Annotated in this window: 29 protein-coding genes, 1 tRNA gene, 3 pseudogenes and 1 riboswitch; of the genes and pseudogenes, 20 read left to right on the top strand and 13 right to left on the bottom strand. The window is 52.2% G+C overall.

Annotated features, from left to right (window positions below; genetic code table 11):
• Positions 1–45: 45 nt before the first annotated feature.
• Genes ETC02_RS04925 through ETC02_RS04915 form a run of 3 tightly spaced genes read right to left on the bottom strand, consistent with a single transcriptional unit; the run spans position 46 to position 3,433 of the window.
• On the bottom strand, positions 46–1,200 hold the full coding sequence (locus ETC02_RS04925; RefSeq protein WP_033010452.1) for a glycosyltransferase family 4 protein: 1,155 nt from the start codon (positions 1,198–1,200) through the stop codon (positions 46–48).
• Positions 1,197–2,153: an NAD-dependent epimerase/dehydratase family protein gene (locus ETC02_RS04920; protein WP_050368378.1), complete on the bottom strand. Its 957-nt coding sequence runs from the start codon at positions 2,151–2,153 to the stop codon at positions 1,197–1,199. The genes ETC02_RS04925 and ETC02_RS04920 overlap by 4 nt, the downstream gene beginning before the upstream one ends.
• Positions 2,150–3,433, bottom strand: a complete 1,284-nt coding sequence (locus tag ETC02_RS04915) for a UDP-glucose dehydrogenase family protein (RefSeq protein WP_033010454.1) — start codon at positions 3,431–3,433, stop codon at positions 2,150–2,152. Before ETC02_RS04915 ends, ETC02_RS04920 begins: the two co-directional genes overlap by 4 nt.
• Positions 3,434–3,616: 183 nt before the next feature.
• On the opposite strand from ETC02_RS04915, the pseudogene ETC02_RS04910 reads away from it, so the two are divergent.
• Positions 3,617–4,045, top strand: a pseudogene (locus ETC02_RS04910) (sugar phosphate nucleotidyltransferase); the annotation flags it as partial.
• A gap of 72 nt (positions 4,046–4,117) precedes the next feature.
• Here the strand turns inward: ETC02_RS04910 and ETC02_RS04905 are convergent.
• The 3 genes from ETC02_RS04905 to ETC02_RS04895 form a co-directional block, all read right to left on the bottom strand.
• On the bottom strand, positions 4,118–5,233 hold the full coding sequence (locus ETC02_RS04905; protein ID WP_033010455.1) for a glycosyltransferase: 1,116 nt from the start codon (positions 5,231–5,233) through the stop codon (positions 4,118–4,120).
• Positions 5,230–6,234 (bottom strand): aminoglycoside phosphotransferase family protein, encoded by a 1,005-nt coding sequence (locus ETC02_RS04900; RefSeq protein ID WP_033010456.1) that lies wholly within the window; start codon positions 6,232–6,234, stop codon positions 5,230–5,232. Before ETC02_RS04900 ends, ETC02_RS04905 begins: the two co-directional genes overlap by 4 nt.
• 155 nt (positions 6,235–6,389) lie before the next feature.
• Positions 6,390–6,692: a hypothetical protein gene (locus ETC02_RS04895; protein WP_063210175.1), complete on the bottom strand. Its 303-nt coding sequence runs from the start codon at positions 6,690–6,692 to the stop codon at positions 6,390–6,392.
• A gap of 179 nt (positions 6,693–6,871) precedes the next feature.
• Here ETC02_RS04895 and ETC02_RS17645 point away from each other — a divergent pair, with 179 nt between their 5' ends.
• Positions 6,872–7,222 (top strand): DUF1360 domain-containing protein, encoded by a 351-nt coding sequence (locus ETC02_RS17645; protein ID WP_033015715.1) that lies wholly within the window; start codon positions 6,872–6,874, stop codon positions 7,220–7,222.
• 473 nt (positions 7,223–7,695) lie between these two features.
• Here the strand turns inward: ETC02_RS17645 and ETC02_RS04885 are convergent, their stop codons facing one another.
• Both ETC02_RS04885 and ETC02_RS04880 read right to left on the bottom strand, forming a co-directional pair.
• Complete coding sequence (locus ETC02_RS04885; protein WP_171698097.1) at positions 7,696–8,463, bottom strand: tropomyosin; 768 nt, start codon at positions 8,461–8,463, stop codon at positions 7,696–7,698.
• Between the two features lie 102 nt (positions 8,464–8,565).
• Positions 8,566–9,282, bottom strand: a complete 717-nt coding sequence (locus ETC02_RS04880; protein WP_050368379.1) for a BMQ_0737 family morphogenetic spore coat protein — start codon at positions 9,280–9,282, stop codon at positions 8,566–8,568.
• Between the two features lie 154 nt (positions 9,283–9,436).
• On the opposite strand from ETC02_RS04880, the gene ETC02_RS04875 reads away from it, so the two are divergent.
• The 11 genes and pseudogenes from ETC02_RS04875 to ETC02_RS04825 all read left to right on the top strand — a co-directional run bounded on the left by ETC02_RS04875 (position 9,437) and on the right by ETC02_RS04825 (position 14,586).
• Positions 9,437–9,766 carry a spore coat protein regulator protein YlbO gene (locus tag ETC02_RS04875; protein ID WP_047817949.1) on the top strand — a complete coding sequence of 110 codons (330 nt, stop codon included), beginning with the start codon at positions 9,437–9,439 and terminating at the stop codon, positions 9,764–9,766.
• A 274-nt stretch (positions 9,767–10,040) separates the two neighbouring features.
• Positions 10,041–10,271: a hypothetical protein gene (locus tag ETC02_RS04870; RefSeq protein ID WP_050368380.1), complete on the top strand. Its 231-nt coding sequence runs from the start codon at positions 10,041–10,043 to the stop codon at positions 10,269–10,271.
• A gap of 27 nt (positions 10,272–10,298) precedes the next feature.
• Positions 10,299–10,501 (top strand): annotated as a pseudogene (locus tag ETC02_RS04865) (holin).
• A 159-nt stretch (positions 10,502–10,660) separates the two neighbouring features.
• Positions 10,661–10,867 carry a DUF1657 domain-containing protein gene (locus tag ETC02_RS04860; protein WP_033015681.1) on the top strand — a complete coding sequence of 69 codons (207 nt, stop codon included), beginning with the start codon at positions 10,661–10,663 and terminating at the stop codon, positions 10,865–10,867.
• Positions 10,868–10,964: 97 nt separating this feature from the next.
• Entirely contained in the window at positions 10,965–11,441 is a 477-nt protein-coding gene (locus ETC02_RS04855; RefSeq protein WP_050368381.1) for a YhcN/YlaJ family sporulation lipoprotein, read from the top strand.
• An 11-nt stretch (positions 11,442–11,452) separates the two neighbouring features.
• Positions 11,453–11,932 carry a stage V sporulation protein AC gene (spoVAC, locus tag ETC02_RS04850; RefSeq protein WP_049624145.1) on the top strand — a complete coding sequence of 160 codons (480 nt, stop codon included), beginning with the start codon at positions 11,453–11,455 and terminating at the stop codon, positions 11,930–11,932.
• Complete coding sequence (gene spoVAD, locus ETC02_RS04845) at positions 11,932–12,945, top strand: stage V sporulation protein AD (RefSeq protein ID WP_050368382.1); 1,014 nt, start codon at positions 11,932–11,934, stop codon at positions 12,943–12,945. The genes spoVAC and spoVAD overlap by 1 nt, the downstream gene beginning before the upstream one ends.
• Position 12,946: 1 nt before the next feature.
• A complete protein-coding gene (gene spoVAE, locus ETC02_RS04840; protein ID WP_050368383.1) occupies positions 12,947–13,303 on the top strand; it encodes a stage V sporulation protein AE in 357 nt (118 codons plus the stop codon).
• 12 nt (positions 13,304–13,315) lie between these two features.
• Complete coding sequence (locus ETC02_RS04835) at positions 13,316–13,522, top strand: DUF1657 domain-containing protein (RefSeq protein ID WP_050368384.1); 207 nt, start codon at positions 13,316–13,318, stop codon at positions 13,520–13,522.
• A 12-nt stretch (positions 13,523–13,534) separates the two neighbouring features.
• Positions 13,535–14,395: a DUF421 domain-containing protein gene (locus ETC02_RS04830; protein WP_050368385.1), complete on the top strand. Its 861-nt coding sequence runs from the start codon at positions 13,535–13,537 to the stop codon at positions 14,393–14,395.
• Between the two features lie 20 nt (positions 14,396–14,415).
• Positions 14,416–14,586 (top strand): hypothetical protein, encoded by a 171-nt coding sequence (locus ETC02_RS04825; protein ID WP_171698096.1) that lies wholly within the window; start codon positions 14,416–14,418, stop codon positions 14,584–14,586.
• Positions 14,587–14,725: 139 nt separating this feature from the next.
• Here the strand turns inward: ETC02_RS04825 and ETC02_RS04820 are convergent.
• Positions 14,726–15,061 (bottom strand): annotated as a pseudogene (locus tag ETC02_RS04820) (thioredoxin family protein); the annotation flags it as partial.
• A 112-nt stretch (positions 15,062–15,173) separates the two neighbouring features.
• Here ETC02_RS04820 and ETC02_RS04815 point away from each other — a divergent pair.
• The 3 genes from ETC02_RS04815 to spoVIF all read left to right on the top strand — a co-directional run bounded on the left by ETC02_RS04815 (position 15,174) and on the right by spoVIF (position 15,999).
• Positions 15,174–15,410, top strand: a complete 237-nt coding sequence (locus ETC02_RS04815) for a hypothetical protein (protein ID WP_015374185.1) — start codon at positions 15,174–15,176, stop codon at positions 15,408–15,410.
• A gap of 79 nt (positions 15,411–15,489) precedes the next feature.
• Entirely contained in the window at positions 15,490–15,615 is a 126-nt protein-coding gene (locus ETC02_RS04810) for a YjcZ family sporulation protein (protein WP_011230362.1), read from the top strand.
• A 126-nt stretch (positions 15,616–15,741) separates the two neighbouring features.
• Positions 15,742–15,999, top strand: coding sequence for a sporulation-specific transcription regulator SpoVIF (spoVIF, locus tag ETC02_RS04805; protein ID WP_033015693.1), 258 nt, complete (start codon positions 15,742–15,744; stop codon positions 15,997–15,999).
• Positions 16,000–16,116: 117 nt separating this feature from the next.
• Here spoVIF and ETC02_RS04800 read toward each other — a convergent pair whose 3' ends face one another.
• From ETC02_RS04800 to ETC02_RS04790, 3 genes are read right to left on the bottom strand one after another with little or no spacing between them, the layout of a single operon-like run.
• Positions 16,117–16,551 carry a GNAT family N-acetyltransferase gene (locus ETC02_RS04800; RefSeq protein ID WP_033015695.1) on the bottom strand — a complete coding sequence of 145 codons (435 nt, stop codon included), beginning with the start codon at positions 16,549–16,551 and terminating at the stop codon, positions 16,117–16,119.
• Positions 16,548–17,072, bottom strand: a complete 525-nt coding sequence (locus tag ETC02_RS04795) for a YjcG family protein (protein ID WP_044744416.1) — start codon at positions 17,070–17,072, stop codon at positions 16,548–16,550. The genes ETC02_RS04800 and ETC02_RS04795 overlap by 4 nt, the downstream gene beginning before the upstream one ends.
• A gap of 38 nt (positions 17,073–17,110) precedes the next feature.
• On the bottom strand, positions 17,111–17,839 hold the full coding sequence (locus ETC02_RS04790) for an alpha/beta hydrolase (RefSeq protein ID WP_047817960.1): 729 nt from the start codon (positions 17,837–17,839) through the stop codon (positions 17,111–17,113).
• A gap of 417 nt (positions 17,840–18,256) precedes the next feature.
• Positions 18,257–18,367: riboswitch (SAM riboswitch) on the top strand.
• Positions 18,368–18,566: 199 nt separating this feature from the next.
• On the opposite strand from ETC02_RS04790, the gene ETC02_RS04785 reads away from it, so the two are divergent.
• Positions 18,567–19,670 carry a methionine biosynthesis PLP-dependent protein gene (locus ETC02_RS04785; RefSeq protein WP_063210171.1) on the top strand — a complete coding sequence of 368 codons (1,104 nt, stop codon included), beginning with the start codon at positions 18,567–18,569 and terminating at the stop codon, positions 19,668–19,670.
• Between the two features lie 3 nt (positions 19,671–19,673).
• On the top strand, positions 19,674–20,852 hold the full coding sequence (metC, locus tag ETC02_RS04780) for a cystathionine beta-lyase (RefSeq protein WP_063210169.1): 1,179 nt from the start codon (positions 19,674–19,676) through the stop codon (positions 20,850–20,852).
• 38 nt (positions 20,853–20,890) lie between these two features.
• On the opposite strand, the gene ETC02_RS04775 is transcribed toward metC, so the two are convergent.
• Complete coding sequence (locus tag ETC02_RS04775) at positions 20,891–21,895, bottom strand: HD-GYP domain-containing protein (RefSeq protein WP_050368769.1); 1,005 nt, start codon at positions 21,893–21,895, stop codon at positions 20,891–20,893.
• A 192-nt stretch (positions 21,896–22,087) separates the two neighbouring features.
• On the opposite strand from ETC02_RS04775, the gene ETC02_RS04770 reads away from it, so the two are divergent.
• Both ETC02_RS04770 and ETC02_RS04765 read left to right on the top strand, forming a co-directional pair.
• Positions 22,088–22,160: transfer RNA gene (locus ETC02_RS04770), tRNA-Val, on the top strand.
• A gap of 278 nt (positions 22,161–22,438) precedes the next feature.
• Positions 22,439–22,975 carry a P-loop nucleotide/nucleoside kinase family protein gene (locus tag ETC02_RS04765; RefSeq protein WP_050368389.1) on the top strand — a complete coding sequence of 179 codons (537 nt, stop codon included), beginning with the start codon at positions 22,439–22,441 and terminating at the stop codon, positions 22,973–22,975.
• The last annotated feature ends 165 nt before the right edge of the window (positions 22,976–23,140 follow it).

Below are 23,140 nucleotides of genomic sequence, written 5' to 3'. Positions count from 1 at the left end.
CTGGGGACAAAAGAAAAGACCGCCTTAAAAAACCATTAGGCAGCCTTATTGGTCTGAAAAAAGAGAGGAGCGTGCTTCCGTATAAACAGTTTCAAACCGCTGGGCCACATGTTCGAATTGAAATTGCTCTTCAACGAGCTTTCGTGCGTTTTTTGCCATGGTTTCCGCCTCCTGTTTGTTTGAAAGGATGTAATCGATCGCCTCCAAAAAAGCGTGCGGGTTTGGATAGTCGTCGATGACTAGTCCGGTTTCGCCATGGCGGACGATTTCGGCGTTGCCGCCGCGGTTGGTCGTGATGACCGGAATGCCGGCGGCCATCGCCTCGTAATGAACGCGGGCGAGCGGCTCGTGCCATTGCGAGCTGCACACAAACACGTCTGCCATTAAGAACAGTTTCGGAATGCGACTGTGCGGGATGTAGTTTGTGAAGATGACGTGCTCCACAAACGGTGCCGCCAGCTCATGCAGCCAGTCGATATATTCGCTTCGGCTGTTGTCGCTAAACCACTTCCCGCCGGCAATGACGAGCACTGTTTCCGGATGGCGGGCCAACAGGGACGGCAAGCATTGCAGAAGCAAATGCGGTCCTTTTGTTTTGCTGAGCCGGCCGAGAAACAGGATGACTGGTTGGTCGGCAAGTCCGTACGCTTGCCGTTCGGCCCGGCGGATGCGCTTTCCTTCTTCCGTCCAGGCAGGAACGTATGGCGCCAGATCGACTCCGGAATAAATGACCTTGACTTTCCGAGGATCGACTTGGTAACGGCCGGTTACCGTCCGTTTGATGTATTCGCTGACAGCCGTCAGCAAGGTGCAGGCGTTGAGCGCCCGCTCTGCCTGCTCTGCTGTGATTTTCAGAGGCGAAAACATATCGTTATGGAGGCTCAATACAAAGGCGCTGTGCGGCGCCGCGGCGTGGTAATCGGCGAGCGCAACGGGCCGGTTGAAGACGTGGACGACATCAAACTTGCACGCCGAAAGCGCACGGGCTACGTCTGTTTCATAAGTGGCCTTTGGAAAACGGATGTAGCGGATGCGTCCGTTTGTCTCTTCTGACGGCAAAAGCGGATCATCAATGGAAAAAATCGTCAGATCATGGCGGCGGGCGATCAAGGGGGCAATCCCGTCGATCATCACTTGAATGGCCCCGCCCCGCACCGCCGGGGCAGGCAGTTTTTCTGTGCAAACGTAAGCGATGTTCATGAACGTTCATCCCCATACAATGAACGGATGTATTCGATTTCTTTTTGCAGGCCGTTCTCAAGTGTCACAACCGGCTTGTACCCGAGCAGCTGCTCCGCTTTCGTTAAGTCGGCCCACGTTTGTTTCGGCTCCCCACGGGCGGCCGGCGCATAGTGGATGGTCGCCTGTTTTCCCGTCAGCGACTCCAGCAGGCGAATCACGTCATGAACCGATGCCCGTTCTTTCCCTCCGATATTGATCGTTTGCCCGACAGCTTCCTTGCGCTCGAGGGCGGCTGCCGTTCCGGAAATGCAGTCGGAAATATACGTAAAATCGCGCGATTGCGTTCCGTCGCCAAAGACGGTCAATGGCTGGCCGGCCAGCAGCTGGCGGATAAAGCGGTGGAATGACATGTCCGGGCGCTGGCGCGGTCCGTAGACGGTAAAGTAGCGCAAAATGACGATCGGCACGCCGAATTCGCGGAAATAGACGCGGCATAAATGCTCGCCGGTCAGCTTTGTAATGCCGTACGGGGAGAGCGGAAGTGGTTCGAGAGATTCTGACAGCCTGCCGCTCTGCTCGCCGTAAACAGACGAGGTCGAAGCATAGATGAACCGCTCAAGCGGCAAGTCTTTGCACGCTTCAAGCAGCCGCTGGGTGGCGGAAATGTTATGGACGGCATAGGCGGCAAAGTCTGTTCCCCAGCTCGTACGCACACCGGGCATGCCGGCTAGGTGGTACACCGCATCCACCCCTTGCAGCAGCGCCGGCAAATCGGCAGTCAGCAAATCGGCTTCAACTAACGCAAACCGCGGATGGGCTTGCAGACCGGCGATGTTTTTCGCCTTGAGCGGCGCCGGCGTTGGTCCGATGAAGCTGTCAACGCCGATCACCTGGTGTTGGCCATCTTCGAGCAATTTTTCACATAAATGGGAGCCGATAAACCCGGCTGCTCCGGTGACGAGAATGTTCATCCGCGCCCCACCCCCATATAGCATAGACCGCTTTGTTCGACAGCGCGGCGGTCCAAACAATTTCGGCCATCAAACACGAGCGTCCCGTTCATCATCGTTTTCACTTGCGACCAGTCAAGCGTTCGGAATTCGTCCCAATCGGTGGCGATCACTAAACCATCCGCTTCCCGAACCGCTTCGTAAACAGACTTTGCCTGTTTGACATTGGCGGGGGGAGCCGTGAGCTTTGCCTTCGGATCATAGGCGGCGACCGTGCACCCGCTTTCGCTTAAGCGGCGGATGAGCGATTCGGCGGGGGAAAACCGCGTATCATCCGTATTGGGCTTAAAGGCGATGCCAAGCACGGCGATTTTTTTGCCGGCCAGTGGGGCGAGCTGCTCATGCAGCTTCTGAAGACATAGATCGAGTTGGGTGATGTTGACGGTCTGCACGGCCTTCAGTAAATGAGGTTCCACTTGCCGTGAACGCGCTGCATGTTCGAGCGCTTTTACATCTTTTGGAAAACAGGAGCCGCCGTAACCGAGTCCGGCTTGCAAAAAGTGCGGGCTGATGCGAGGATCCAAGCCGATCCCATGGGCGACGTCGTTGACATCGACCGCAAACGCGTCACAAATGCGCGCCATTTCGTTAATAAATGAGATTTTCATTGCTAGAAAGGCGTTGGCGGCGTATTTGATCAGTTCAGCGCCGGTCAAACTCGTTGTGACGTACGGGGCGTTGATGCCGGCATACATTCCTTGAATGACGGCGAGCGATCGGTCATCGTCCGGTTCGAGCCCGACGACGATTTTATCGGGGTGAAACATATCATAAACGGCTGATCCTTCCCGCAAAAACTCCGGATTGGACACGATGCGAAACAAATGCGGCGCCGTTCCTTTTCCGATGAGCTCCGCCCGCATCCATTCGTTTGTTCCCGGAGGGACCGTGCTTTTCGTGACGATCGTTTTGCACGATTCTACTGTCGCCGCTAGGCGGTCGAGCACGGCTTCAATATAGCGCAAATCGGTGCTGCCGTCCGGCCGCGGCGGGGTGCCGACGCAAATGACAATGACGGCTGCCCGTTTGATGTAGTCCCAGCGGCCGCTGAATGTTAAATAATTAGAGTTTTTGGTGATCAGTTCCTCCAATCCTGGCTCATAAAACGGGATCTTTCCGTCATTGAGCAGGCGGATTTTCTGTTCGTCATGATCGATGCAATGCACCTCATGCCCCAGTTCGGCAAGGACGGCTGCAGTGGTCAGTCCGACGTAGCCAGCACCGATGATGCAAATGTTCATGACTTATAGACCTCCTTCGCGAAATGTCCGGCTTTTATAGCGTATTAATGGACAAGCTTTGTTTGCCATATGGCAAGCGCCTAAAACGCTGGAAATGACATGGCCTATTTTCGCCGGACAACCTTCCCTGCCATTCGAAAGCGAATACGATAAGGTATAAAAAGAAGACAAGGGGGGACAACGATGGTCAAAAAAGCGATCATCCCCGCGGCCGGATATGGGACAAGAAGCTTGCCGGTGACGAAAGTGATTCCGAAAGAGATGTTTCCAATCGGCGCCAAACCGGCGATCCAATACATTGTCGAAGAGGCGTTTGCCTCCGGAATCGAAGAGCTGCTCATGATCGTATCGAGGACGAAAAATTTAATTGTCGACTATTTTGACCGCTCCTTGGAGCTTGAAGCGTTTTTAGAGCGGCAAAACAAAGCGCACTTGCTAAAAGATGAGTTCGTTCCGCCAGGACGGCTGTATTATACGCGCCAGCCATACGTGAGAGGATTGGGAGATGCAATCCGGCTTGGCAAGTCATTTGTCGGGAGCGAACCGTTTGCCGTACTGTTGCCTGACGACATCGTGCTGCCTAACGGCGTTCCAGCCATTCGGCAGCTGATCGAGTCCCTTCGTTCCGAAGGTGTCCGTTCTAACCAGATTTTATCCTATTCGTTGGCTAACGCCAACCGACATTCATCTCCCACTTTCACTTCGCTTAGAAGTGGGAGACTTCTTTCGGAAAGATATTAAATCATACAGCCGCTCTTGTTCCTTCATTTGCTTAGCAAGGTTAAACCGTTGTTCGATCACCTTGCGCGCCTGTTTGGTAAACAAGGGGGCTTGCTCCGGATGTTCGAGGAAAAAGCAGATGCCGTTTGCGATCTCGTTGTCGTCTTTTTCCGGGGCCAAGTAGCCGGTGCGCCCGTGTTCGATCAATTCAGGGATGCCGGCATGATTCGTCGAGATGACCGGCAGCCCGCTTGCCATCGCTTCTTTCAGGACGTTCGGAATGCCTTCGATGTCTCCGTCCGGAGCTGTCTCGCTGGCCAAGCAAAACAGATGGGCGCGGTCCATTTCTTGGGCAATGGCGGCGGCATCCATAGCGCCGGGCAATTCGACAAACGGAGCGAGACCGAGCTTATTGACAAGCCGGCGGATGTTTTCTTCCTCTTTTCCGGCGCCGATAATGCGGAGACGGCAGCGCGGGTGTTTGGCCCGCACGCGCCAAAAGGCGCGCACGAGTGTTAAAAACCCTTTTTTCTCGACGAGCCGGCCGATTGAGAGAATGATGATATCCCCGCTTGCTGGAATGGTTCGTTCGCGGTACGGAAATAAATCAAGCTCAATGCCGCCGTAGAGGACATGGATTTTTTCTGGGGGAAATCCTAACGTAACGAGTTCGTCAGCCAAGTAACGGCAAACGGGAAGAAAGAGCGCTCCGTGCTCTTTAAGCAGGGTGTACCGTTTTTGGTTGCGCAGGAAGCTGTTATATTTCGCCGACCCGTCGCGGCCGCGGATGCTGACAATAAGGGGAATGCCATGGGCAACACAAAGCGGAAGAATTTCCACGGCGTGTTTTCCATGATGGGCGTGAATGGCGACGATGTTTTGTTGTTGAGCGAAGCGGCCGAAATGGTCAATATCGTGAAGATGATAATAATTGAGAAGTGGAAACGGATGGCTGCCGTCATCGGCGAACGATCCGATAATAATCGGCCGGTATTTTTTCAAACGAACCATTTGGTTGTAAATAAACCGTTGGTTAATTTTCATTTTTTCATGGATAAAATGAGCGATCGTTCGTCTCATGTTCTTGATCCCTCGCTTTTTGACAAGTCGGACAAAAAAGCGAACTTTTTCTTTTCCTGCTCAGCGAGGCGGATGAGCAAGTCCAACGGCGGTTGGCTGCCTGTCGCCTGCTTTCGCGTCCCTTGGCCGATGATTTCGCTGTAAAACATATGCGGAAACATAGCATCGGCTAAGTAGACGCTTTGATACGAAGCATAGAGCGGACAAATGGAGAAATAGATTTCAAATAATGACCGAATTCTTTTGGACACGTTGTTTTTCGGGTTTCTTGTTAAGGAAATGAGCAAAAAGCGAAAATCATCGAGCGGGAGGCCATAGTAAGCGCGGTCAAAATCAATCATCATCACTTTATTGTTTTCGGCCAATAACAGATTGTTGCTGTTATAATCCCCATGGCAAATGGCTTTCCGTTTCGCCGCTTCACGGCAAAAGTCAGCGACATCGCTTTTTTCAAGCAGCGCATAGCTTTTGGCCGCAAGCTGGGCCATCTGTTTCATTATATGAGAAAGAGAGGTCCCATTATTAACGGTCTCTGCCTGTTTCTGTAAATACGCCGTCTTTTTCTGGTGTGCATCCAGTATGTCGGTCGGTTCGGGGAAGGACGGCGAATGGGGAGGGATCCAATCGTCGAATAGGCTGTGTTTGTGAAAACGGGCCAACCATTCAATCCGTTGCTGGAATGAGGGCTTGCTTCCGCTTGAGGAAACGTACTCCATCAAGTAGTAATAGTGTTTTTTTCGTTGAACGTAAGGTTGCTTTGTTTTTGTCCGGATCATTTTTGGGACGTGAAATCCAGTTTCATACAGTTTGGAATGAAGCAAAATCGGGAAAGGTGTTTTATCTTCATTCAGCCGTTTTAGTACGCACCTCTCACCCGTTTTTTTGTTTTGCAGAAGCCATACTTTTTCCTTTTTTAGCTCGCCGGCGATATCCACCTCGGTTTCCGACAGGCCGTAGCTGTGCAACACTTCAAACAACAGGCGGGATCGTTTTGAGGCCACGATCAGTTCCTCCTAGCGCCAATGGTCGGTTAATAAGAGTGTATGTAAAGGGAAACGAGTTGGTATAGACAGGTGCACTAGGCCATGGCGAAAAGGGGCGGCAAAAAATAAGGCCGACCGCGCTCTTTGGCGCTGGCCGGCAAGGCTTTTCTTGATTATTCTTCCTCGTCCTCGAGCTGTTTTTGTGAATCGGAACGCATGGAAGCGGGGAGATCGATCGAGGTGATGGAGGCCGCATTGATGGCCAGCGTGCGCCCTCCCTCTTCATAAAAGCGGTCAACAAGCAACGAAACAGTGTTGGTTCGCGGTTTAAAACCGAGAAAAACTGCATTGTAGTATGTTTCCTTGACCGTGTGCACGTTCACTTCTGTGTTGGGCGGGAGCGCCGTCAGCTGGTCGTACAGGGCGCGGGAAAGGCGGGGGCGGGTCGGCCGCCGCTCAAAAAAGACACGGTACATTGTGTCGCCTCCTTTCTTGTCTCTTGTATTAAAAACCTATACTCCATCATATGATTGGCGTAGGAGAGCGTTTGGGTAAACGTCCGCACCGGAGCAGGTTCGCCTGCTGCCGGGCCGAGGAGGCGGAAAAAGCGCACGCCTCCTTTTGCGGCCGCAGCGAGCGGAAAGGGGAGAGGAACGTGGATGACCCGTTTTCCTTTATTCTTCTTTGTTTAGCCAGCTTTCGTCTGACGAGGCTCATCGTATACGATACGATCACCGCCTGGCTTCGCCGGCCTTTCCATGAATGGGTGGAGGAGGAGCTTCCGGACGGAAGAAAAGAAGTATTTCTCATTTTGAAGGGCAGCGGATTGCGGCGCTGGATCGGCGAACTGCTAAGTTGCTACTGGTGCACCGGGATATGGTGTGCAGCGTTTTGTTATATTGGGGTTGTTGCTTGGCCGGCCGTTTTCCAGCCGCTGATCGTGCTGCTCGCAGTCGCCGGCGGGGCGGCGCTGATTGAAACGGTTGTCAGCAAGTGGCTCTCGTAAGGGGAGAGACGCTATATAGATGCAACAAAGAAGTTTAACATATCCTTGACAGAAAAGTGGTTTGCCCATTTTCGACTGTCGAAGGCAAGCGTGTGGCTTGCCTCCGTCACGCCTTAGCGTGACGGAAGACCGAACAACGACTCGCTTCACAGACCCATTCATGGGTCTTTAAGCGGCGTTGTTCGGTCACTCGACAGTCGGATGCAATGACCGGCAAAGACGAAAAATGTTAAAGCTTTAAATTGCATCTATATAGCTTGCGTCATCCGGACCGGCTGCAGCGGAAAGCTGCCGCCTGGATGGCTGGCCGACGGCTTCCGCCGGTGGGAGATTGTGTTTCGGTTGGTCTTGGACACTTGAAGCATCATGCCCCCGCTGCTGCTGTCAAGCAAAGATCGTTGCTGCCGACAAGACGAGGCCGGCTGAAGCCGGCCGGGAAAAGCAGCCGCTCCATTGGATGGGGCGGGCTCCGTTTACCATTGGACGGCGATGCGGTTGGCCGCGGCGGCGCCTTTGGGCAGTTCAGCGCCATATACGAAGCCGTCGACTGTCAGGGAGCGGACGTTGCCGGACGGTCGAACCGCAATCTCAAACTGGGAAAAGCGCCGTTCTTCACCTGGTTCAATGGGGACGCCATGGAGCGGGGTAATCCAATATTCGCCGTTTTGCCGCACTTTTTCCCGCCAGTTTTCTTGGATGAACGTCCAACCTTCGGCGCCGCTGTCAGTCAGCCCCTCCTGTGCGGCGCGCCCGCTTTGGGGGAGCGCAATTTTTCCGCTCAGCACCGCTACTTTCGGCGGCGAGATGCGGAGGCAGACGACCGGATGGTGAAGCGGCGCGGTTCCGCTGTTGCGGATGATGAAGTCGCCAATCACGACAATTTCTTCTTCATCAAGGTGCGTCGGGATCATAACCGAGTAATGAAACAGCGCCAGCACGGAAGCGGCTGGATCGGCGCCGGTGGTTTGTTGCGGTCCGGAGACGCGATGCTCTGCCTCTTCGAGCGCGATTTCATACAACAAAAGCTGGCGCTCCAAGGCCGCGATCTTTTTCTTGTACATTTCGGCGTTGACTGTTTCGGCTTCACGCAATTTTTCTTTTAGATAGGCGCTGCGCATTTTTTCTTTTTCCAGTTCGGCCTCAAGCTGCTTGATCTGTTGCCTGCACGAGGCGGCTTCAGACCGGTAGTGAATAATTTGCTGCTGCAGGCGGAGGTGCCGGTCATCATTCGCATTTTTCACTCGTTTTCCACTCCTTCCATTTTTATCTTATGTATACGCGGAAGGCAAATGCCATATAAAAAAGGCTGTTGTTGAGAACAACAGCCTAAGTGGTGCGGGACGTTACATTGCTGGGAATACGTCCGGGCATTGTGGCGGGAATTTGGTTGTCGGGCACAGCGTAGCTTCGGCAAGTTCTTCGCGCGGTTGGCAGAAGCGGGCTTCAACTTCGATTTTGACGTCAGCTTCCACTTGGACTTCAAGGCATAAGGTGATGGAAACGTCGAGTTGAGTGAAGTTGTCCGTGCAAACTAAGCTTGTATCGCATTCAAAGAAGGAAATATGGCAATTGAGCTGCGTGCCTTCCGGAGCGCATAAGATGAATGTTTGCGCCGTGGCAAACGGAATCGGCGCCGATTGGCAAATCACCGTGCCGGTCGGGCTGACAATTTGCACAACGACGTGTCCTTTGACGAGCGCTTTGACTTTTTGCAATGTCACGGTCTCCCCGGAAGGAAGGGTGACGTTGACGGGCTGCCGGCCGTTTGGCTGCATGATTTCTTGGCAAATCAGCGCATCCTGGTCAACAACCGGATCGATTGGATTTCCGGCAGCGTCTGTCAAGAAACAACGAATGGCAAAGTTTTGCGGGTCCATGTTTTGCGCTGCCAAAAAGTCGCAAATCGTCCCGTCTCCCGGACAAGTGTCCAATGGGAAAATCGTTTCCAAATCATCGCCGCTGAAGCTTTTTAATGGCACGTCGATTTGCCGCGTCACCCAGTCATAAATTTTGCGTGTTCTGATGCATACCCTTTCCGTATCGCGATGGTAATGGCCCATTTTCTCGTTCCTCCTATCGTTCATTTGTTCCCCAACGCCTAATGGTTTGGGACTACTGTATACTATGAATGATATAGGTAAATGTGTTGGGACAGATGCGGATTTTTTATCGGCAGGCGTCTGCCGGACGATGAAATAAAGGGGGAGATGACGAATGAGAGAACAACGGGGAGCGGCGAAGGCAGGAACAAAAGGGATAGATGAACGGCGGCTGGCTGAGCGGATTGCTGAGCTGGAGCGCCGGCTCGAAGAAGCAGAGGCAGAAAATGTAGTGTTAAGGGAACTGGCTTACCAAAGCAAGCAACGTTATGAGCAAATAAAGCAGCTGATGAAACAAAACGACGAACTTCGCCGCCAGCTGCAGCAGCTGCAAGGAGAGACGGGAGGAGTACGTGACGAAGAACGGCCGGACAGCTGGTTTTTCCGTACGCTGCGCCAAGAAAACGCGATTGTGCCCCACCCGGACGAGCGCAAGGAAAAATGAGGCGCACCCTTGGCCGATAGGGCCATACAATAGCAGTAGCCATACATTTTTTTTCATCTGGAGGGATGAGGCCATGACGAAACCAATCTCGCCCAAACCGACGGCTTGGGCGCTCACCTCAACAACCCAGCCAGTGCGGCGCCCGAGAGGCTGCGGCTGCGGCCGGCCGCCGGTCGTAAAGAAATAGCACAAATCCGTGAGAAGCGCCTATACTCCGCTTCCTCTCCTTGCATAGTCTAACAGTGCAACTAGGCGAAAGGAAGGGGGGAAGGGCATGTCGGATCGGAAAAAAGCGAAAGTGATTCATGTCGATAAATTGATCATTCATGCCGATGACATCGTCATTATGCCGCGCGGCCACATCCGCGATCCATGGTTGTTCCCGCACCGCGATGATACGGAAATGGAAGCCGTTGAAGATGCGCGGGACCGGGATAAGGAAGAACATGGTGAAGGAGGCTATGATCGAAACGAAGGAGAACAGAGACCGTTCTCGTGGATCTAGCCATAAAGCAAATGGGGGACGCCAACGGTGGAGCGTTTTAAAAATTACGGGCTTTGGCTGGCAATCGGATCGTTTGCCGTGATTGCGCTTGAGACATTCGGCGTCGACATTGATCTTGGCAAATATGAACAACTGTACCATGCCTTCTTAAGCATTTTGGTGATGGCCGGTATTTTAAACAACCGTCGCTCGGCCGCGGTTATTCCGATAAAGTTGATGACAAGTCGTAAATCGCATGGGCGCCTGCAGAAGGCGCCCTTTTTGTGCCCGGAAAGGCTGGAAAGGCGGCAGAACGTTTTGCAGAAAATGACAATTATAATTTGGCGGCGAAAAAACCATTCTAAACATTGTCACCACCAATCTTACACCATATAAGGAGGACATGAATCATGACGGTTGCAACACAAGTGAAACAAACATTGGCGGGGTTAAAATCAGCTCAAGCGAGCTTCGAAACGTTTGCTTTGCAAACCGAAAACCAAGCCGCGAAACAGCTTTACCAACAAGCTGCCCAACAAACGCAGGCGGTCGTTGATTTGGTGAACTCGCGCATGCAAGAAATTCAAAACGAAGAGCCACAATATAAACAACAATAACCTTCGCTGAAGCGAATGGGATGGTTCAGGCGGAAAGGTTGGCACCGCACGCCAACCTTTCCCGACTTGGCGGAAATACATAAAAACGAATGGGTTGATGAAGATGAAAAAATGGTGGTTGGCGGCCGTCGTTGCGATGATCGCGGTCGGCGGCTGCGCCAAAGAAGAAACGGAACAAAAACAATCGCTGCAAGGGGCAAGCCTGCTGAGAGCCCAAACGTCCGGGACGGCGAAACATGCGGAGCTGAACCAAGGTCCGGCCGAGCGGGCGGCCAGCTATTTGCGCGGGCGCGACGATGTTCGGGACGTGGTGGCGGTCAACAGCGGGGATCGGTTGCTCATTGCTTATCAAATTCCCCATATGAAGCGGTGGAGTCGAAAACAAATTGAGAAAGACATTGACCAAAAACTGCGCGACCTGTTTCCTGGCTATGATGTTGTTTCCTCGAGCGATTTGAAAATTTTTTGGAAGACGAAGGAATTAAAAGCCAACATGGACAATCGACGCTGGGATGAACGAAAAGTCAATCGGGAAATCAAGCGCATTGAAAAGCTAAGCAAAGAGCAAACATAAGAGGTGTCATTATGGCGAATGAAAAACGGAAAAAGCTGACCCCGGTTCAGCAGGAATATCATTTATTCGAAAAAGAGCGGGAAACGAAGCGTCCTATTGTTCGAAACTGTGTTTGCGCGTTTCTCGTTGGCGGAATCATTTGCACGATCGGGCAGGCGATCTCTTATTTCTATATGTACTTCTTTGATTTCACCGAGCAAACGGCAGGCAATCCGACGGTGGCGACGATGGTCTTTTTGTCGATGATTTTAACTGGGTTTGGCGTTTATGACCGGATCGCCCAATTCGCTGGGGCGGGAAGCGCCGTGCCGGTGACAGGGTTTGGCAACGCCGTCATCTCGGCGGCGATTGAGCACCGGACGGAAGGATTTGTGTTAGGCGTCGGCTCGAACATGTTCAAGCTCGCCGGATCGGTCATCTTGTTCGGTACGTTTTCCGCCTTTGTTATCGCTCTTGTCAAAACGATTGCGACCCAGTGGGGGGGATTGTAATGCTGAAAGGGCACCGCACATGGGTGTTTGCGAACAAGCCGGCAATCATCGCAACAGCGGCGGTCGGCGGGCCGTTTGAGGCGAACGGCCGCCTCGCGGAAGACTTTGATCTTCTTCACGAAGATTTATGGCTTGGCGAGGAATCGTATGAGAAGGCGCACCGCGTGTTGCTTGAGGAGGCGGCGTTTCAGGCGATGGAAAAGGCCGGATTAGAGAAGGAAAAGGTGCAGTTTCTCATCGCTGGCGATTTGATCAACCAGATGACGCCGACAAGTTTTGCCGCCCGAACGCTCGGCATGCCGTACCTTGGCATTTTTGGCGCCTGCTCAACCTCCATGGAAGGGCTTGCGCTCAGCGCTTTTATTACCAACTATGGCGGGGCAGACTATATCTTAACCGGTGCGTCAAGCCATAACACCGCTGTCGAAAAGCAGTTCCGCTATCCAACCGAATACGGTGGGCAAAAGCCGCCGACAGCGCAGTGGACGGTAACGGGAGCTGGCGTGGCGATCGTCAGCCCGAAAGGGGACGGGCCGCGCGTGACGGCAGCGACGATCGGCCGCGTTGTGGATATGGGGCTTGCCGACCCGTTCAACATGGGTGGAGCGATGGCGCCGGCGGCGGTCGATACGATTGAGGCGCATTTGCGCGACATGCAAATCGATGCATCGTATTACGATTTGATCGTCACCGGCGATCTAGGGCGAATCGGACGCCAAGTCTCCCTTGACTTGCTGCGTCAGCACGGCATTGACATCGATGAAGAGCGCTACCAAGATTGCGGACTTCTCATTTACCGTGACGGACAGCCGGTTTTATCCGGAGCGAGCGGGGCGGCTTGTTCCGCTGTCGTCGTTTACGGGCATCTCATCAAACGGATGCGCCGCGGCGAACTGAAGCGCATTTTGGTGGTGGCGACAGGGGCGCTGTTGTCGCCATTGTCGTTTCAGCAAAACGAAACGATCCCGTGCATCGCCCATGCGGTGGCGATCGAGTACGGAGGTGAGGCGTAGCGTGTTGGCCATGTTTTTTTGGGCGTTTGTCGTCGGCGGGCTGATTTGCGTGATCGGGCAAATTTTGATGGATGTGTTTAAACTGACACCTGCGCATACGTTGACGAGTCTCGTCGTCGTCGGGGCGATTTTGGATGGATTCGGTTTGTATGAGCCGCTCATTGATTTTGCCGGCGCCGGGGCGACGATTCCGATTACGAGCTTTGGAAACGCGCTCGTTCACGGCGCGATGCAAGAGGCGGAAAAACACGGCATTATCGGCGTATTGACCGGCATGTTTGAAGTGACGAGCGCCGGCATCTCCGCGGCGATCGTCTTTGGGTTTATCGGGGCGCTCTTGTTCCACCCGAAAGGATAGGAGGGATCTTCCATGACCGTTGCTTCGCAGGTGAAACAAACGTTGGCGAGCTTAAAAGGCATTCACGCTGGGCTGCAACAGCTGGCGCTCACTTCCCAGGATGAAACGGCGCAGCGGACGTTTCATGAAGCGATGCTTGCGACAGAGGAGATCATCGCCGAACTGAAAGACCGGATCGGCCGGCTCGAGTTCGAGGAGCCGCAATATCACGGAAAGTAAGGAGCATGATCGATGCCTATATGGTTAGAAGCCGCTATTCGTTCGATTTGCATTTTAATCGGGTTGTTTGTGATCACCCGCATTCTCGGCAAAAAACAATTATCAAAATTGTCGTTTTTTGAATACATCGTCGGCATTACCGTCGGCGATATCGCTGGAACGATGTCGGTCGACTTAGGAATTTCGCTGCAAGAAGGCATCACCAGCATTTTGATTTGGTCGCTGTTTCCAGTGGCTGTCGCTCGTCTCTCGCTGCGCAACAAGAAATTTCGCGATTTTGTCGAGGGCAATTCCACGGTTTTTATTAAAAACGGCAAAATTTTAGAGGAAAACTTGAAACGGGAGAAATATACGGTTGACGAGCTGCTCGAACAGCTGCGCAAAAAAGATGTGTTCCGCGTCGCCGACGTCGAGTTTGCGGTGCTTGAGCCAAACGGCGACTTGAACGTGTTGCTGAAGCGGGAAAAGCAGCCGCTCACCGTCGGAGATGTGTTCCCAAACCCACCGCGGGAAAAAGAGCCGCAAACGGTCATTATGGACGGCATGATTTTGGATGAGCCACTCGCTACGATGGGGCTTGGCCGCGGCTGGCTGAAGGAACAGCTTGACAAACAAGGAGTGGCGATTGAAAATGTGTTTCACGCCCAAGTCGATTCATACGGACAGCTGACGATCGATTTGTACGATGATAAGATCCAAATTGCCGAGCCGCAGGAGAAAAAGCTGCTCTTGGCCGCGATGAAAAAAATGCAGGCTGATCTGGAGCTGTATGCGTTGCAGACGAATTCCGAAGAGGCGAAGGCGCTGTATGAACGAAACGCCGCAAAAATGGCAGAGCTTGTGCAAAAAGTCGAACCGCTCTTGCGAAACTGATGACACAGGAGGAAAAGACGATGGAAGACAAACGGATAAAAACGACGGATGAGGAAATTCAAGTCCAATTGAAACCAAACGACCGCTCCGAGCGGACGCGGACGACCGATGAGGAAATTTCGATTGAATTGATGGTTGACAGCCCGCAGCTGATGCGCCAGCCGAAAGACTACGACGAAATTGAATATTGACGGCTTCCGTTTCCACAATCAGCGATCCATAAGGAGCTGTCTGTTCATTCGCATGGCTGTCCGAGAAGGAAAGCTTCCTTCTCGGACAGCCTCTTTTTGTTGCCCTTCTTCTCTGGCGAGGCAAGGATGCCGCCCCGTCTTACTCCGGCAGGGACTGCAAAAAGGCGCGCACTTCTTCCGGCGTTTTCGCATCAGCGCTATGCAGATGGGCGATTTTTTCCCCGTTTCGGAACACAAGAAGACTTGGAATGCCAAGCACTTGGTACTTCTCACCAAGATCTGGAAACTGGTCTCGGTCGATTTCGAACCAGTCGTACTGCCCGTAATCGCGGATGATGTCATCGATGAACATGTTCAGGCGCACGCAGTCTGGACACCAAGTTGTGTAAAACTTCATAATCGCTGGCTTATCGCCGGAAATGGCCGCCTCGAATTGCTCAACTGTTTCAATTTGTCTCACATTCGTTCCCTCCCTTTCATGTTGCCGTTCATCTTTACTTTACCATATGGCAAGGCAAAAAAGAACGGGGACGCCTTCACCTCGGGCAGTCGTTTTTGCATACAACAGTAAGAAAGGAGGGGAAAGTGTGAGCAAAGAGTTGGAAAAAGCGCTCGAAAATTGGGTTGCGTCGCGCAAAGAAGGGCATGAAACGTTCATCCGCCTGTTTGAACAATGGGGAAAGGACTTTAACAAACAGCTGCAAGAAATCGAAAAATTGAACAATGGATTTTTAAAAAGTGTACAAGGCAACTTGGACTACATCGAGCAATGGTTTGCGAAGAAGGAGCGGGAATTTGCCGAGCTGTTCCGCCGATTTGGATGACAAAATGGCCTTTGCGCCCATACGCCCCGCTAAGCCGGTGAATACGATACAGTAAACGGAGAAGGAGGTGAACATTATAATGGGCTTCTGCGGTTATGGTTATCCTTACGGCTACGGCTATGGCGGTGGCTATGGCGGTGGCTTTGTGCTGATTGTCGTGTTGTTCATTTTGTTGATTATTGTCGGCGCGGCATTTGTCGCCTAACGGAAAAAGCGAATGGGATACGGGCCGTTTCGGCGCCACGGAGCGGCTCGTATTTTTCTTTCCCTAATTTGATGCACGCCGAGGCGGGAGCATCATACGATATAGCAGGGAGAAGGAGGCGGAACGATGGATCAGCAATTTTTTAAAAACATCGAACAGAAAACAGGTGTCAATATGAAAGACGTTTTTGAGCTCGCCAACTCGCTGCAAAACGCCAATTTCAGCGATGAAAAAACGGTGCGCCAAGTGGTGAAGCGGGTGGCGCAAATTGCCAACCGGAAAGTGCCAAAAGAACTTGAGGACCAAATCGTCAAGGCGATCGTCCATAACGGCAAACAAATTGATTTGAACACGATCGCCAATATGTTGAACAACAAAAAGTAAGCAAAAGGGAGCTTGCGTGCGCACAGCTCCCTTTTGCTCTGCTTGGCTCAGGAGAGCGAAACGATGTTCGATGATCCCAAGCCTTGGATCAGTGTAGACGAGGCTGTTCTATGGCCATCATTCGAGCGATTTCACCATCGTGACATGTGGGATGCCGGCGTCCATAAAGACGCCGGAGACGGTCGTATAGCCGAGCTTTTGGTAAAACGGTTCTGCGTGCGTCTGGGCGTTCAGTTTCGCCGTTTTCGCCCCTTTTGTTTTCGCAAGCTGCTCCAACGCCTCCATCACCATCCGGCCGACGCCGCGGCCGCGGTAAGCCGGCAAAACGCAGATGCGCTCCGCTTTGCCAACCCCTTCATCGACCAGGCGAAACCGGCCGGCTGCGACTGCTTGTTCGCCATCGTATAGGACGAGATGGAACGATTCATGTTCAAATGCATCGATTTCTTCTTCTTCCGGCACGTTTTGCTCTTCGATGAATACAATCCGACGGACGCGCAACGCGTCTTCATACAACGCGCGGTCTTCCGTTGTTCCAATGGCGACGTTCATTCTCCCGTTTCCTTTCCTCCAACGATAAAGGTTTCATAGACAGTCCATGATCCGTTCTCGAGCTGGTAAAGAAGGTGGAACCGGTCGACCGTCTCTTCAAAATGGACGTTTTGCAGCCGCAGTTGGCTGTAGACGTCAGCGTATTCCGCATTCGGCAAATCGCGGCCAATTGTAATGTGCGGCACGAACACGAATTCCGGCTCCCCGGCAAACAGGCCGCTGTGCAGCTGCTCGTGCAATCGTTCCAGCACGTCGTTTGGCTCGACTTTCAAATAAATGATGTGGCTTGTCGGGTAAAACGAGCTGAATTTCGTCACTTTGATCGGAATCGGCTCCGTTTCCGCCGCGATGCGGCGCAGCTCTTTCGTCATTTCTTTGATTTGCTCCTCATCCGCCTCAAACGGGTATTTCAATGTAATGTGCGGCGGGATGAGGGCGTAATGGCTGTCGTACCGCTTCCGGTACGAGTTGGCGAAGTCTTGAATCCGCTTTGGCGGAAAAATGACAATGCCGTACTTCATTCCGCTTTCCCTCCTTCAGATGGTTCGTTTGCCGTTATTTACAGCGACAAAATGGCCGATACCGCCCGGGGCACATCCGGCTGCCAATACGTCCATGCATGCCCGCCGGCAAATTCATGGTACGTGTAGGGAAACCGCTTTTCGATCAATAAGTCCCGTGCGGCCCGGTTCGGGGTGATAAAATCGCGTACATGGCCGTCCGTCGTTTTGACCGCCGTTTCTTCTGCGCCGACGGAATGGTAAAGGGAAAGAAGCGACGGGTCGCGGAACGCGCGGATGCGTTCGAGCACCGAGTCGTCAATGTAAGGAGACTGCATGGCGATTTTTCCAAATGTATGCGGATACAACAGCCCGGCTAGAAGCGACACGGTTCCTCCCAGCGAATCGCCAATCAGCGCTCGTCCTTTGCCCATTTGATACGTCGGCAGCTCGCGATCCAAAAACGGCGCGAGCTCATGGGCTAAAAAGCGGATATAGGCCTCGTTTTTTCGACCGGCCGGGTGGTATTTCTCGTAGCGGTCGCTGACGTTCCGGTACGGGATGCCGACAACGATCGTTCGGTCGATCGTTCCTTCGTCCATGAGCGTCTCGATCACGGTTTTGATTTTTCCGTACATAAAATAATCCTTGCCGTCTTGCGCGATTAATAAAGAATATTTATGCAACGGAGAAAAATTGCTTGGCAAGTAGACAAGCAACCCGATTTCTTCTTGCAGCTCCCTGCTGTAAAGCGTATAATCGCGCATCGTTCCTGTTGCTGTCGCCATGATCATCCTCCATGAAAGCGCAAGTTCACTTGTTATTGTAACATATTTAGGCAAAAAGATGTTAACGAAGGGCTCGAATTTTTCGTGAACTTGCCGAACATTGGCGCCGGCAAAAAAATGACTTGCAAAAATGGCCGGAATGCGTTACAATTTTCTAACATCTTTTTCCAAAAGAAGTATCCCACTTCTAAACGAAGTGAAAGTGGGAGATGAATTTCGGTTGGCGTTAGCCAACGAATATGATAGAATATGGTTAGAACGGACACCTTCGGAACGAAGGGAAGCGTAAAGGGTTCTTGTGTGTGGCTTACCGTTCGGCGAACACACACAAGTCGCTTGAAGCCCCCACCTCTAAGCGAAGTGTAGGTGGTGGGTAGTTCACTAAATTAACAATTAACAAAATTAAATACGCAGCGGTTCTTATCAAGAGAAGCGGAGGGAACTGGCCCAATGAAGCTTCAGCAACCAGCCGCCCGGCGGCCAGGTGCTAAATCCAGCGAATTGAGCATTCAATTCGGCAGATAAGAAGAAGCATGACCCCATGTGTATGGAAAAGTCTTCTTCTTAGAAGACTTTTTTTATTTACTCAAGCGGCCGCTCCCTCAACCGAGAGGCGTCGAGGATCAAGGCCCTCGGCCGCTGCTTGACCAACAGCGGCGCTTCGTTGGGCGTTAAGTGGTTGGCCGTTGATCCATGATGGAATTTTCAACAGAAGGAGAGAGATGAGATGGAGAAACTAGAGACGTTGTTAGCGCAAATTGGCAACCGGAGCGAAACGGTGACGGGGACGGTCAACCCGCCAGTTTATTTTTCCACCGCCTATCGTCATGCCGGCATCGGGGAGTCGACCGGGTTTGACTATATCCGCACAGGCAACCCGACGCGCAAAATCGTCGAAGAAGCGATCGCGAGACTGGAAGGCGGCGACCAAGGCTATGCGTTCAGCTCCGGCATGGCCGCCATCCAGACGGTGTTCGCCTTGTTTCAGAGCGGAGACGAGTTTCTCGTATCGGCCGACCTTTACGGCGGGACGTACCGCCTGTTTGAGCGCGGCTGGCGCAAGTACGGCCTTCGGTTTCATTACGTTGACTTCACCGATCTCGATGCAGTGGAAGAAACGATAACGGAAAAAACGAAAGCCATTTTCTTGGAAACGCCGACGAACCCGTTGATGCAAGAGACGAATATTGCCGCCGTCTCTGAGCTCGCCAAACGGCACGGGCTGTTGTTGATCGTGGACAACACGTTTTACACGCCGGTGCTCCAGCGTCCGATTGAAGAAGGAGCCGATATCGTCATTCACAGCGCGACGAAATACTTAGGCGGCCATAACGATGTGTTGGCCGGGCTTGTTGTCGCCAAAGGCGAAGAGCTTTGTCAACGGTTGGCCGAGTACCATAACGCCATCGGCGCGGTGTTGTCGCCGTTTGATTCGTGGCTGCTCATCCGCGGGATGAAAACGCTGGCGCTAAGGATGCGCCAGCATGAAGAAAACGCCAAGCGCATCAGCGCCTTTTTGCGCGAACATGAAGATGTTACAGACGTCTTATATCCAGGAAGAGGCGGGATGCTGTCGTTCCGGATTGCCGATGAAAAGTGGGTGAACGGGTTTTTAAAAAGCTTGCGCCTCATTACGTTCGCGGAAAGCCTGGGCGGAGTCGAAAGCTTTATTACGTACCCAGCGACGCAGACGCATGCGGACATTCCTGAGGAAATCCGCATCCAAAACGGTATTTGCAACCGGCTGCTCCGTTTCTCGGTCGGCATTGAGCACGCTGACGATTTGATCGCCGATTTGACGCAGGCATTGAAAAACATGAAAGAGGTGTGAGCGATGGAACGGGAATGGTCGTTTTCAACGAAACTGCTCCATAACGAATGGAAAGTCGACCGCCACACGGGGGCGGTGAGCGTGCCGATCCAGCACGCCTCCACGTTCCATCAGTTCGATTTCGACACGTTCGGCAAATACGACTACAGCCGCTCCGGCAACCCGACGCGCGAGGCGCTCGAGGAAGCGATCGCCGCCTTGGAAGGCGGCGTGCGCGGATTCGCCTTCGCCTCCGGCATGGCGGCCATCTCGACCGCGTTTTTGCTTTTGTCCAAAGGCGACCATGTGCTCGTCACCGAAGACGTCTACGGCGGCACGTATCGGATGGTCACGGAAGTGTTGAACCGGTTTGGCATCGAGCATACGTTTGTCGATATGACCGATTTGCATGCCGTGGCCGAAAACATCCGGCCGAACACGAAAGTCATTTATATGGAAACGCCGTCCAATCCGTTGTTAAAAGTGACCGACATTCAAGGCGTCGTCAAGCTGGCGAAGGCGCACGGCTGTTTGACGTTTCTCGACAACACGTTCATGACGCCGGCGCTGCAGCGGCCGCTTGACCTTGGAGTCGATGTCGTCCTTCACAGCGCCACGAAATTTTTAGCCGGCCATAGCGACGTCGTCGCCGGATTGGCCGTGGTGAAAGATGAAGAGTTGGGAAAAGAGCTGTACAAACTGCAAAACGCGTTTGGCGCCATCCTTGGCGTCCAAGACGCTTGGCTCGTGCTGCGGGGATTAAAAACGCTCCACGTCCGGCTGAAGCAGTCGTCCGAATCCGCCCTGGCCATCGCTGAGTATTTGGCGCGCCATCCGAAAGTGGAAGATGTGTATTATCCAGGGCTTTCGCACCACCCAGGCCATGACATCCAGCGCCATCAGGCGGCCGGGTTTGGCGCCGTGCTGTCGTTCCGCCTTGCCGATGAAGAATCGGCCCGGACGTTCGTGCAAAACGTCCGCCTGCCCGTGTTCGCCGTCAGCCTTGGGGCTGTCGAGTCAATTTTATCGCACCCAGCGAAAATGTCGCATGCGGCGATGCCGAAAGACGAGCGACTCCGCCGCGGCATTACCGACGGCTTGTTGCGGCTGAGCGTCGGACTGGAGGATGTCAACGATTTGATCGCCGATTTTGAGCAGGCGTTGTCGTTTGTGAAAGAGCGGCCGTCAGTTTCAACGCCATAGCCATCAGCCCGCCAAGCCTTCAAAGCTTGGCGGGCGGGTCAAGATGCCGCTGAGGTTGACAACAGCTTCTCCTCTTGTAAGTGTTTCAAAAAGAGGTCGACGAGTTCGCTGTCCCACTGCGTTCCCTTTCCTTTTCTCAAGATGTCTGCCGCTTGATGAATATCCATCCCTTTACGGTATGGACGATCCGAAGTCATGGCGTCAAATGCATCGGCCACGGCGATGATTTTGCCAAACAACGGAATCTCGTCGCCTGTCAACCCATCTGGATATCCCTTTCCATCTATGCGTTCGTGATGGGAGCGGATGCCGGCTAACAGCGGCTCAATCGCTTCGATCGGCCTAATCTCGCGCAAAATGGCTTCTCCAAGGGCGGGGTGTTTTTTGATCCAGGCAAATTCATCATCGCTTAGCTTTCCCACTTTAAGCAAAATGGCATCGGGAACGCCGATCTTTCCGATATCATGCAGTAGAGCGGAACGATACAAGGCATCAAGCTGTTCATTCGGAAGGGAAAGCTTTTCCCCAATCGCGAGTGCGTAACGGGCCACGCGCAGCGAGTGCCCAGCTGTATAAGGATCGCGGGCGTCAAGCGCCGCTGTCAGGACAGTGATGAAACGGTTGAGCAGTTCTTTGTTCGTTCGGTCGCGTCGATGCACAGCGTCGATCATATGATTAAATCCGCGAAGTAAATAAGCAAATTCATCGGTATACACATTGTGGGCGACGGGTTTATACGTTTCGTTTTCCGCCCGTTTCATATGACTTAACAGCACACTGACCGGCTCATGGATCTCATCGACCAACAAGCGAGTCAAGAAAACGGAAAACGCGATCGAAAACAGCAAAATCACGGCTGCCCAGAGCCAATACGACCAATGGGATGCACTCGGTCCGGCGAGCGACCATTTGATTTCCATCGCTAAGCTGAACAATAAAACAGGAAATGTGCTGCTGAACAAGACCGTCAGCTGCAATTTGGTTTTGAGCGGCACCGGAAGCGGCGTGCGTTTTTCATCAATTCCCCCAGCCTTTGCAAGCAAATTCTCGTTTGATAGAACAATCAGAATGTAGAAAAAATACGATGTCGAACCGTTCCAACACGCATTATTCCTTTCGGGGAAGGCACCTTTCCTTTTTTCATCATGAATAGCGATTTTTTTAAAAAAGTTGTTGACAACCAACTTGCCCGTCTATATAATTAAAAATGTGTTCGATAGCGAACAACAAAATATGATTCCGTAGCTCAGCTGGGAGAGCGCCACCTTGACAGGGTGGAGGTCGCTGGTTCGAGCCCAGTCGGAATCATCGAGCGAAATCCCTTGAGCTGGAAGGCTTCAAGGGATTTTTTGTTTATCCTGAATCCGTGACAGAAGTGTATCAAAAATGCTGGGAAACCCAATCGTGTCGAGACTTCGACTCCATTTCGAATGTTCACCTATTAGGTGAAGAACCCCGAGTGCAATATTTTGTTGATTGATCCAGTTTTCTTGGCAGCTTTGAACGCGTCTTTATCACGGATTCAGGTTTATGTTGTCGTTTTTATTACCACGGGTAATAAAACTATATTGAGCAGGTAAAAAGGGATGCATATGAAAAATCATCAAACAAGAACAGTCTATGTCATATCAGGCCCCGCTGGGGTTGGCAAATCAACAATTTCAACAGCATTGGCGAACAAGTTGGAGCGTAGTGCGTATATTTCCGGCGATGACATCAGCCATATGCATATCAATGGACGGAAAAAACCGTGGGAAAGTAAAGAAGAGCTTTCATTAATTTGGGATAATATTCTAAGTCTTGCAAGAAATTTTGTAAAATACGGCAATGATGTGGTAGTGGATTATATTGCCTTTCCCCAAGAAGCGATATGGTTGTATGAAAATGTAAAGGATTTAAACGTAACGGTTATGTATGTTGTTTTGTGGGCAGATGGGAAAACGTTAAGGCAAAGGGATGAGATGAGGGCCCCCGAGCAACAAATGGGGGAACGCTGCCTCATTTTGCTGAATGAGTTCCATGCATCAGGATTCGATCGAAAGCATCTTTTGGATACTAGCGGGAAACGTAAGGATGACATAGATGAGATGATTGATGAAATCATGAGCAATCAAAGATTTTGAATTGTGTAAATTATCACTTTATTTCGGAACAAAAGAGCCATTTTTTTGCACATTCCTTCAGAAAGCCCTCTCCCCTTTTCTGAAAGAATGTGCTAAATTTTTTGTGAATTATTTCGGAAGAGAAAATCCATCGGTTCATAGGAGGGGGAGGAGGACGTGATTCAA

It is taken from the genome of Geobacillus sp. DSP4a, from assembly GCF_013096875.1.
GTDB classification, from domain to species: Bacteria; Bacillota; Bacilli; order Bacillales; family Anoxybacillaceae; genus Geobacillus; species Geobacillus thermophilus.
This window is presented reverse-complemented; position numbering and strand designations above follow the sequence as displayed.

Coding starts and splice junctions, on each gene's coding strand:
- ETC02_RS04905 (WP_033010455.1), bottom strand. CDS start 5,233: ATGAGACGAACGATCGCTCATTTTATCCATGAAAAAATGAAAATTAAC.
- ETC02_RS04825 (WP_171698096.1), top strand. CDS start 14,416: ATGGAAGACAAACGGATAAAAACGACGGATGAGGAAATTCAAGTCCAA.
- ETC02_RS04860 (WP_033015681.1), top strand. CDS start 10,661: ATGACGGTTGCAACACAAGTGAAACAAACATTGGCGGGGTTAAAATCA.
- ETC02_RS04855 (WP_050368381.1), top strand. CDS start 10,965: ATGAAGATGAAAAAATGGTGGTTGGCGGCCGTCGTTGCGATGATCGCG.
- spoVAC (WP_049624145.1), top strand. CDS start 11,453: ATGGCGAATGAAAAACGGAAAAAGCTGACCCCGGTTCAGCAGGAATAT.
- spoVIF (WP_033015693.1), top strand. CDS start 15,742: ATGGATCAGCAATTTTTTAAAAACATCGAACAGAAAACAGGTGTCAAT.
- ETC02_RS04915 (WP_033010454.1), bottom strand. CDS start 3,433: ATGAACATTTGCATCATCGGTGCTGGCTACGTCGGACTGACCACTGCA.
- ETC02_RS04790 (WP_047817960.1), bottom strand. CDS start 17,839: ATGGCGACAGCAACAGGAACGATGCGCGATTATACGCTTTACAGCAGG.
- ETC02_RS04870 (WP_050368380.1), top strand. CDS start 10,041: ATGTCGGATCGGAAAAAAGCGAAAGTGATTCATGTCGATAAATTGATC.
- ETC02_RS04800 (WP_033015695.1), bottom strand. CDS start 16,551: ATGAACGTCGCCATTGGAACAACGGAAGACCGCGCGTTGTATGAAGAC.
- ETC02_RS04925 (WP_033010452.1), bottom strand. CDS start 1,200: ATGAACATCGCTTACGTTTGCACAGAAAAACTGCCTGCCCCGGCGGTG.
- ETC02_RS04830 (WP_050368385.1), top strand. CDS start 13,535: ATGCCTATATGGTTAGAAGCCGCTATTCGTTCGATTTGCATTTTAATC.
- ETC02_RS04835 (WP_050368384.1), top strand. CDS start 13,316: ATGACCGTTGCTTCGCAGGTGAAACAAACGTTGGCGAGCTTAAAAGGC.
- spoVAD (WP_050368382.1), top strand. CDS start 11,932: ATGCTGAAAGGGCACCGCACATGGGTGTTTGCGAACAAGCCGGCAATC.
- ETC02_RS04880 (WP_050368379.1), bottom strand. CDS start 9,282: ATGGGCCATTACCATCGCGATACGGAAAGGGTATGCATCAGAACACGC.
- ETC02_RS04920 (WP_050368378.1), bottom strand. CDS start 2,153: ATGAACATTCTCGTCACCGGAGCAGCCGGGTTTATCGGCTCCCATTTA.
- ETC02_RS04895 (WP_063210175.1), bottom strand. CDS start 6,692: ATGTACCGTGTCTTTTTTGAGCGGCGGCCGACCCGCCCCCGCCTTTCC.
- ETC02_RS04795 (WP_044744416.1), bottom strand. CDS start 17,072: ATGAAGTACGGCATTGTCATTTTTCCGCCAAAGCGGATTCAAGACTTC.
- ETC02_RS04785 (WP_063210171.1), top strand. CDS start 18,567: ATGGAGAAACTAGAGACGTTGTTAGCGCAAATTGGCAACCGGAGCGAA.
- metC (WP_063210169.1), top strand. CDS start 19,674: ATGGAACGGGAATGGTCGTTTTCAACGAAACTGCTCCATAACGAATGG.
- ETC02_RS04875 (WP_047817949.1), top strand. CDS start 9,437: ATGAGAGAACAACGGGGAGCGGCGAAGGCAGGAACAAAAGGGATAGAT.
- ETC02_RS04765 (WP_050368389.1), top strand. CDS start 22,439: ATGCATATGAAAAATCATCAAACAAGAACAGTCTATGTCATATCAGGC.
- ETC02_RS04810 (WP_011230362.1), top strand. CDS start 15,490: ATGGGCTTCTGCGGTTATGGTTATCCTTACGGCTACGGCTATGGCGGT.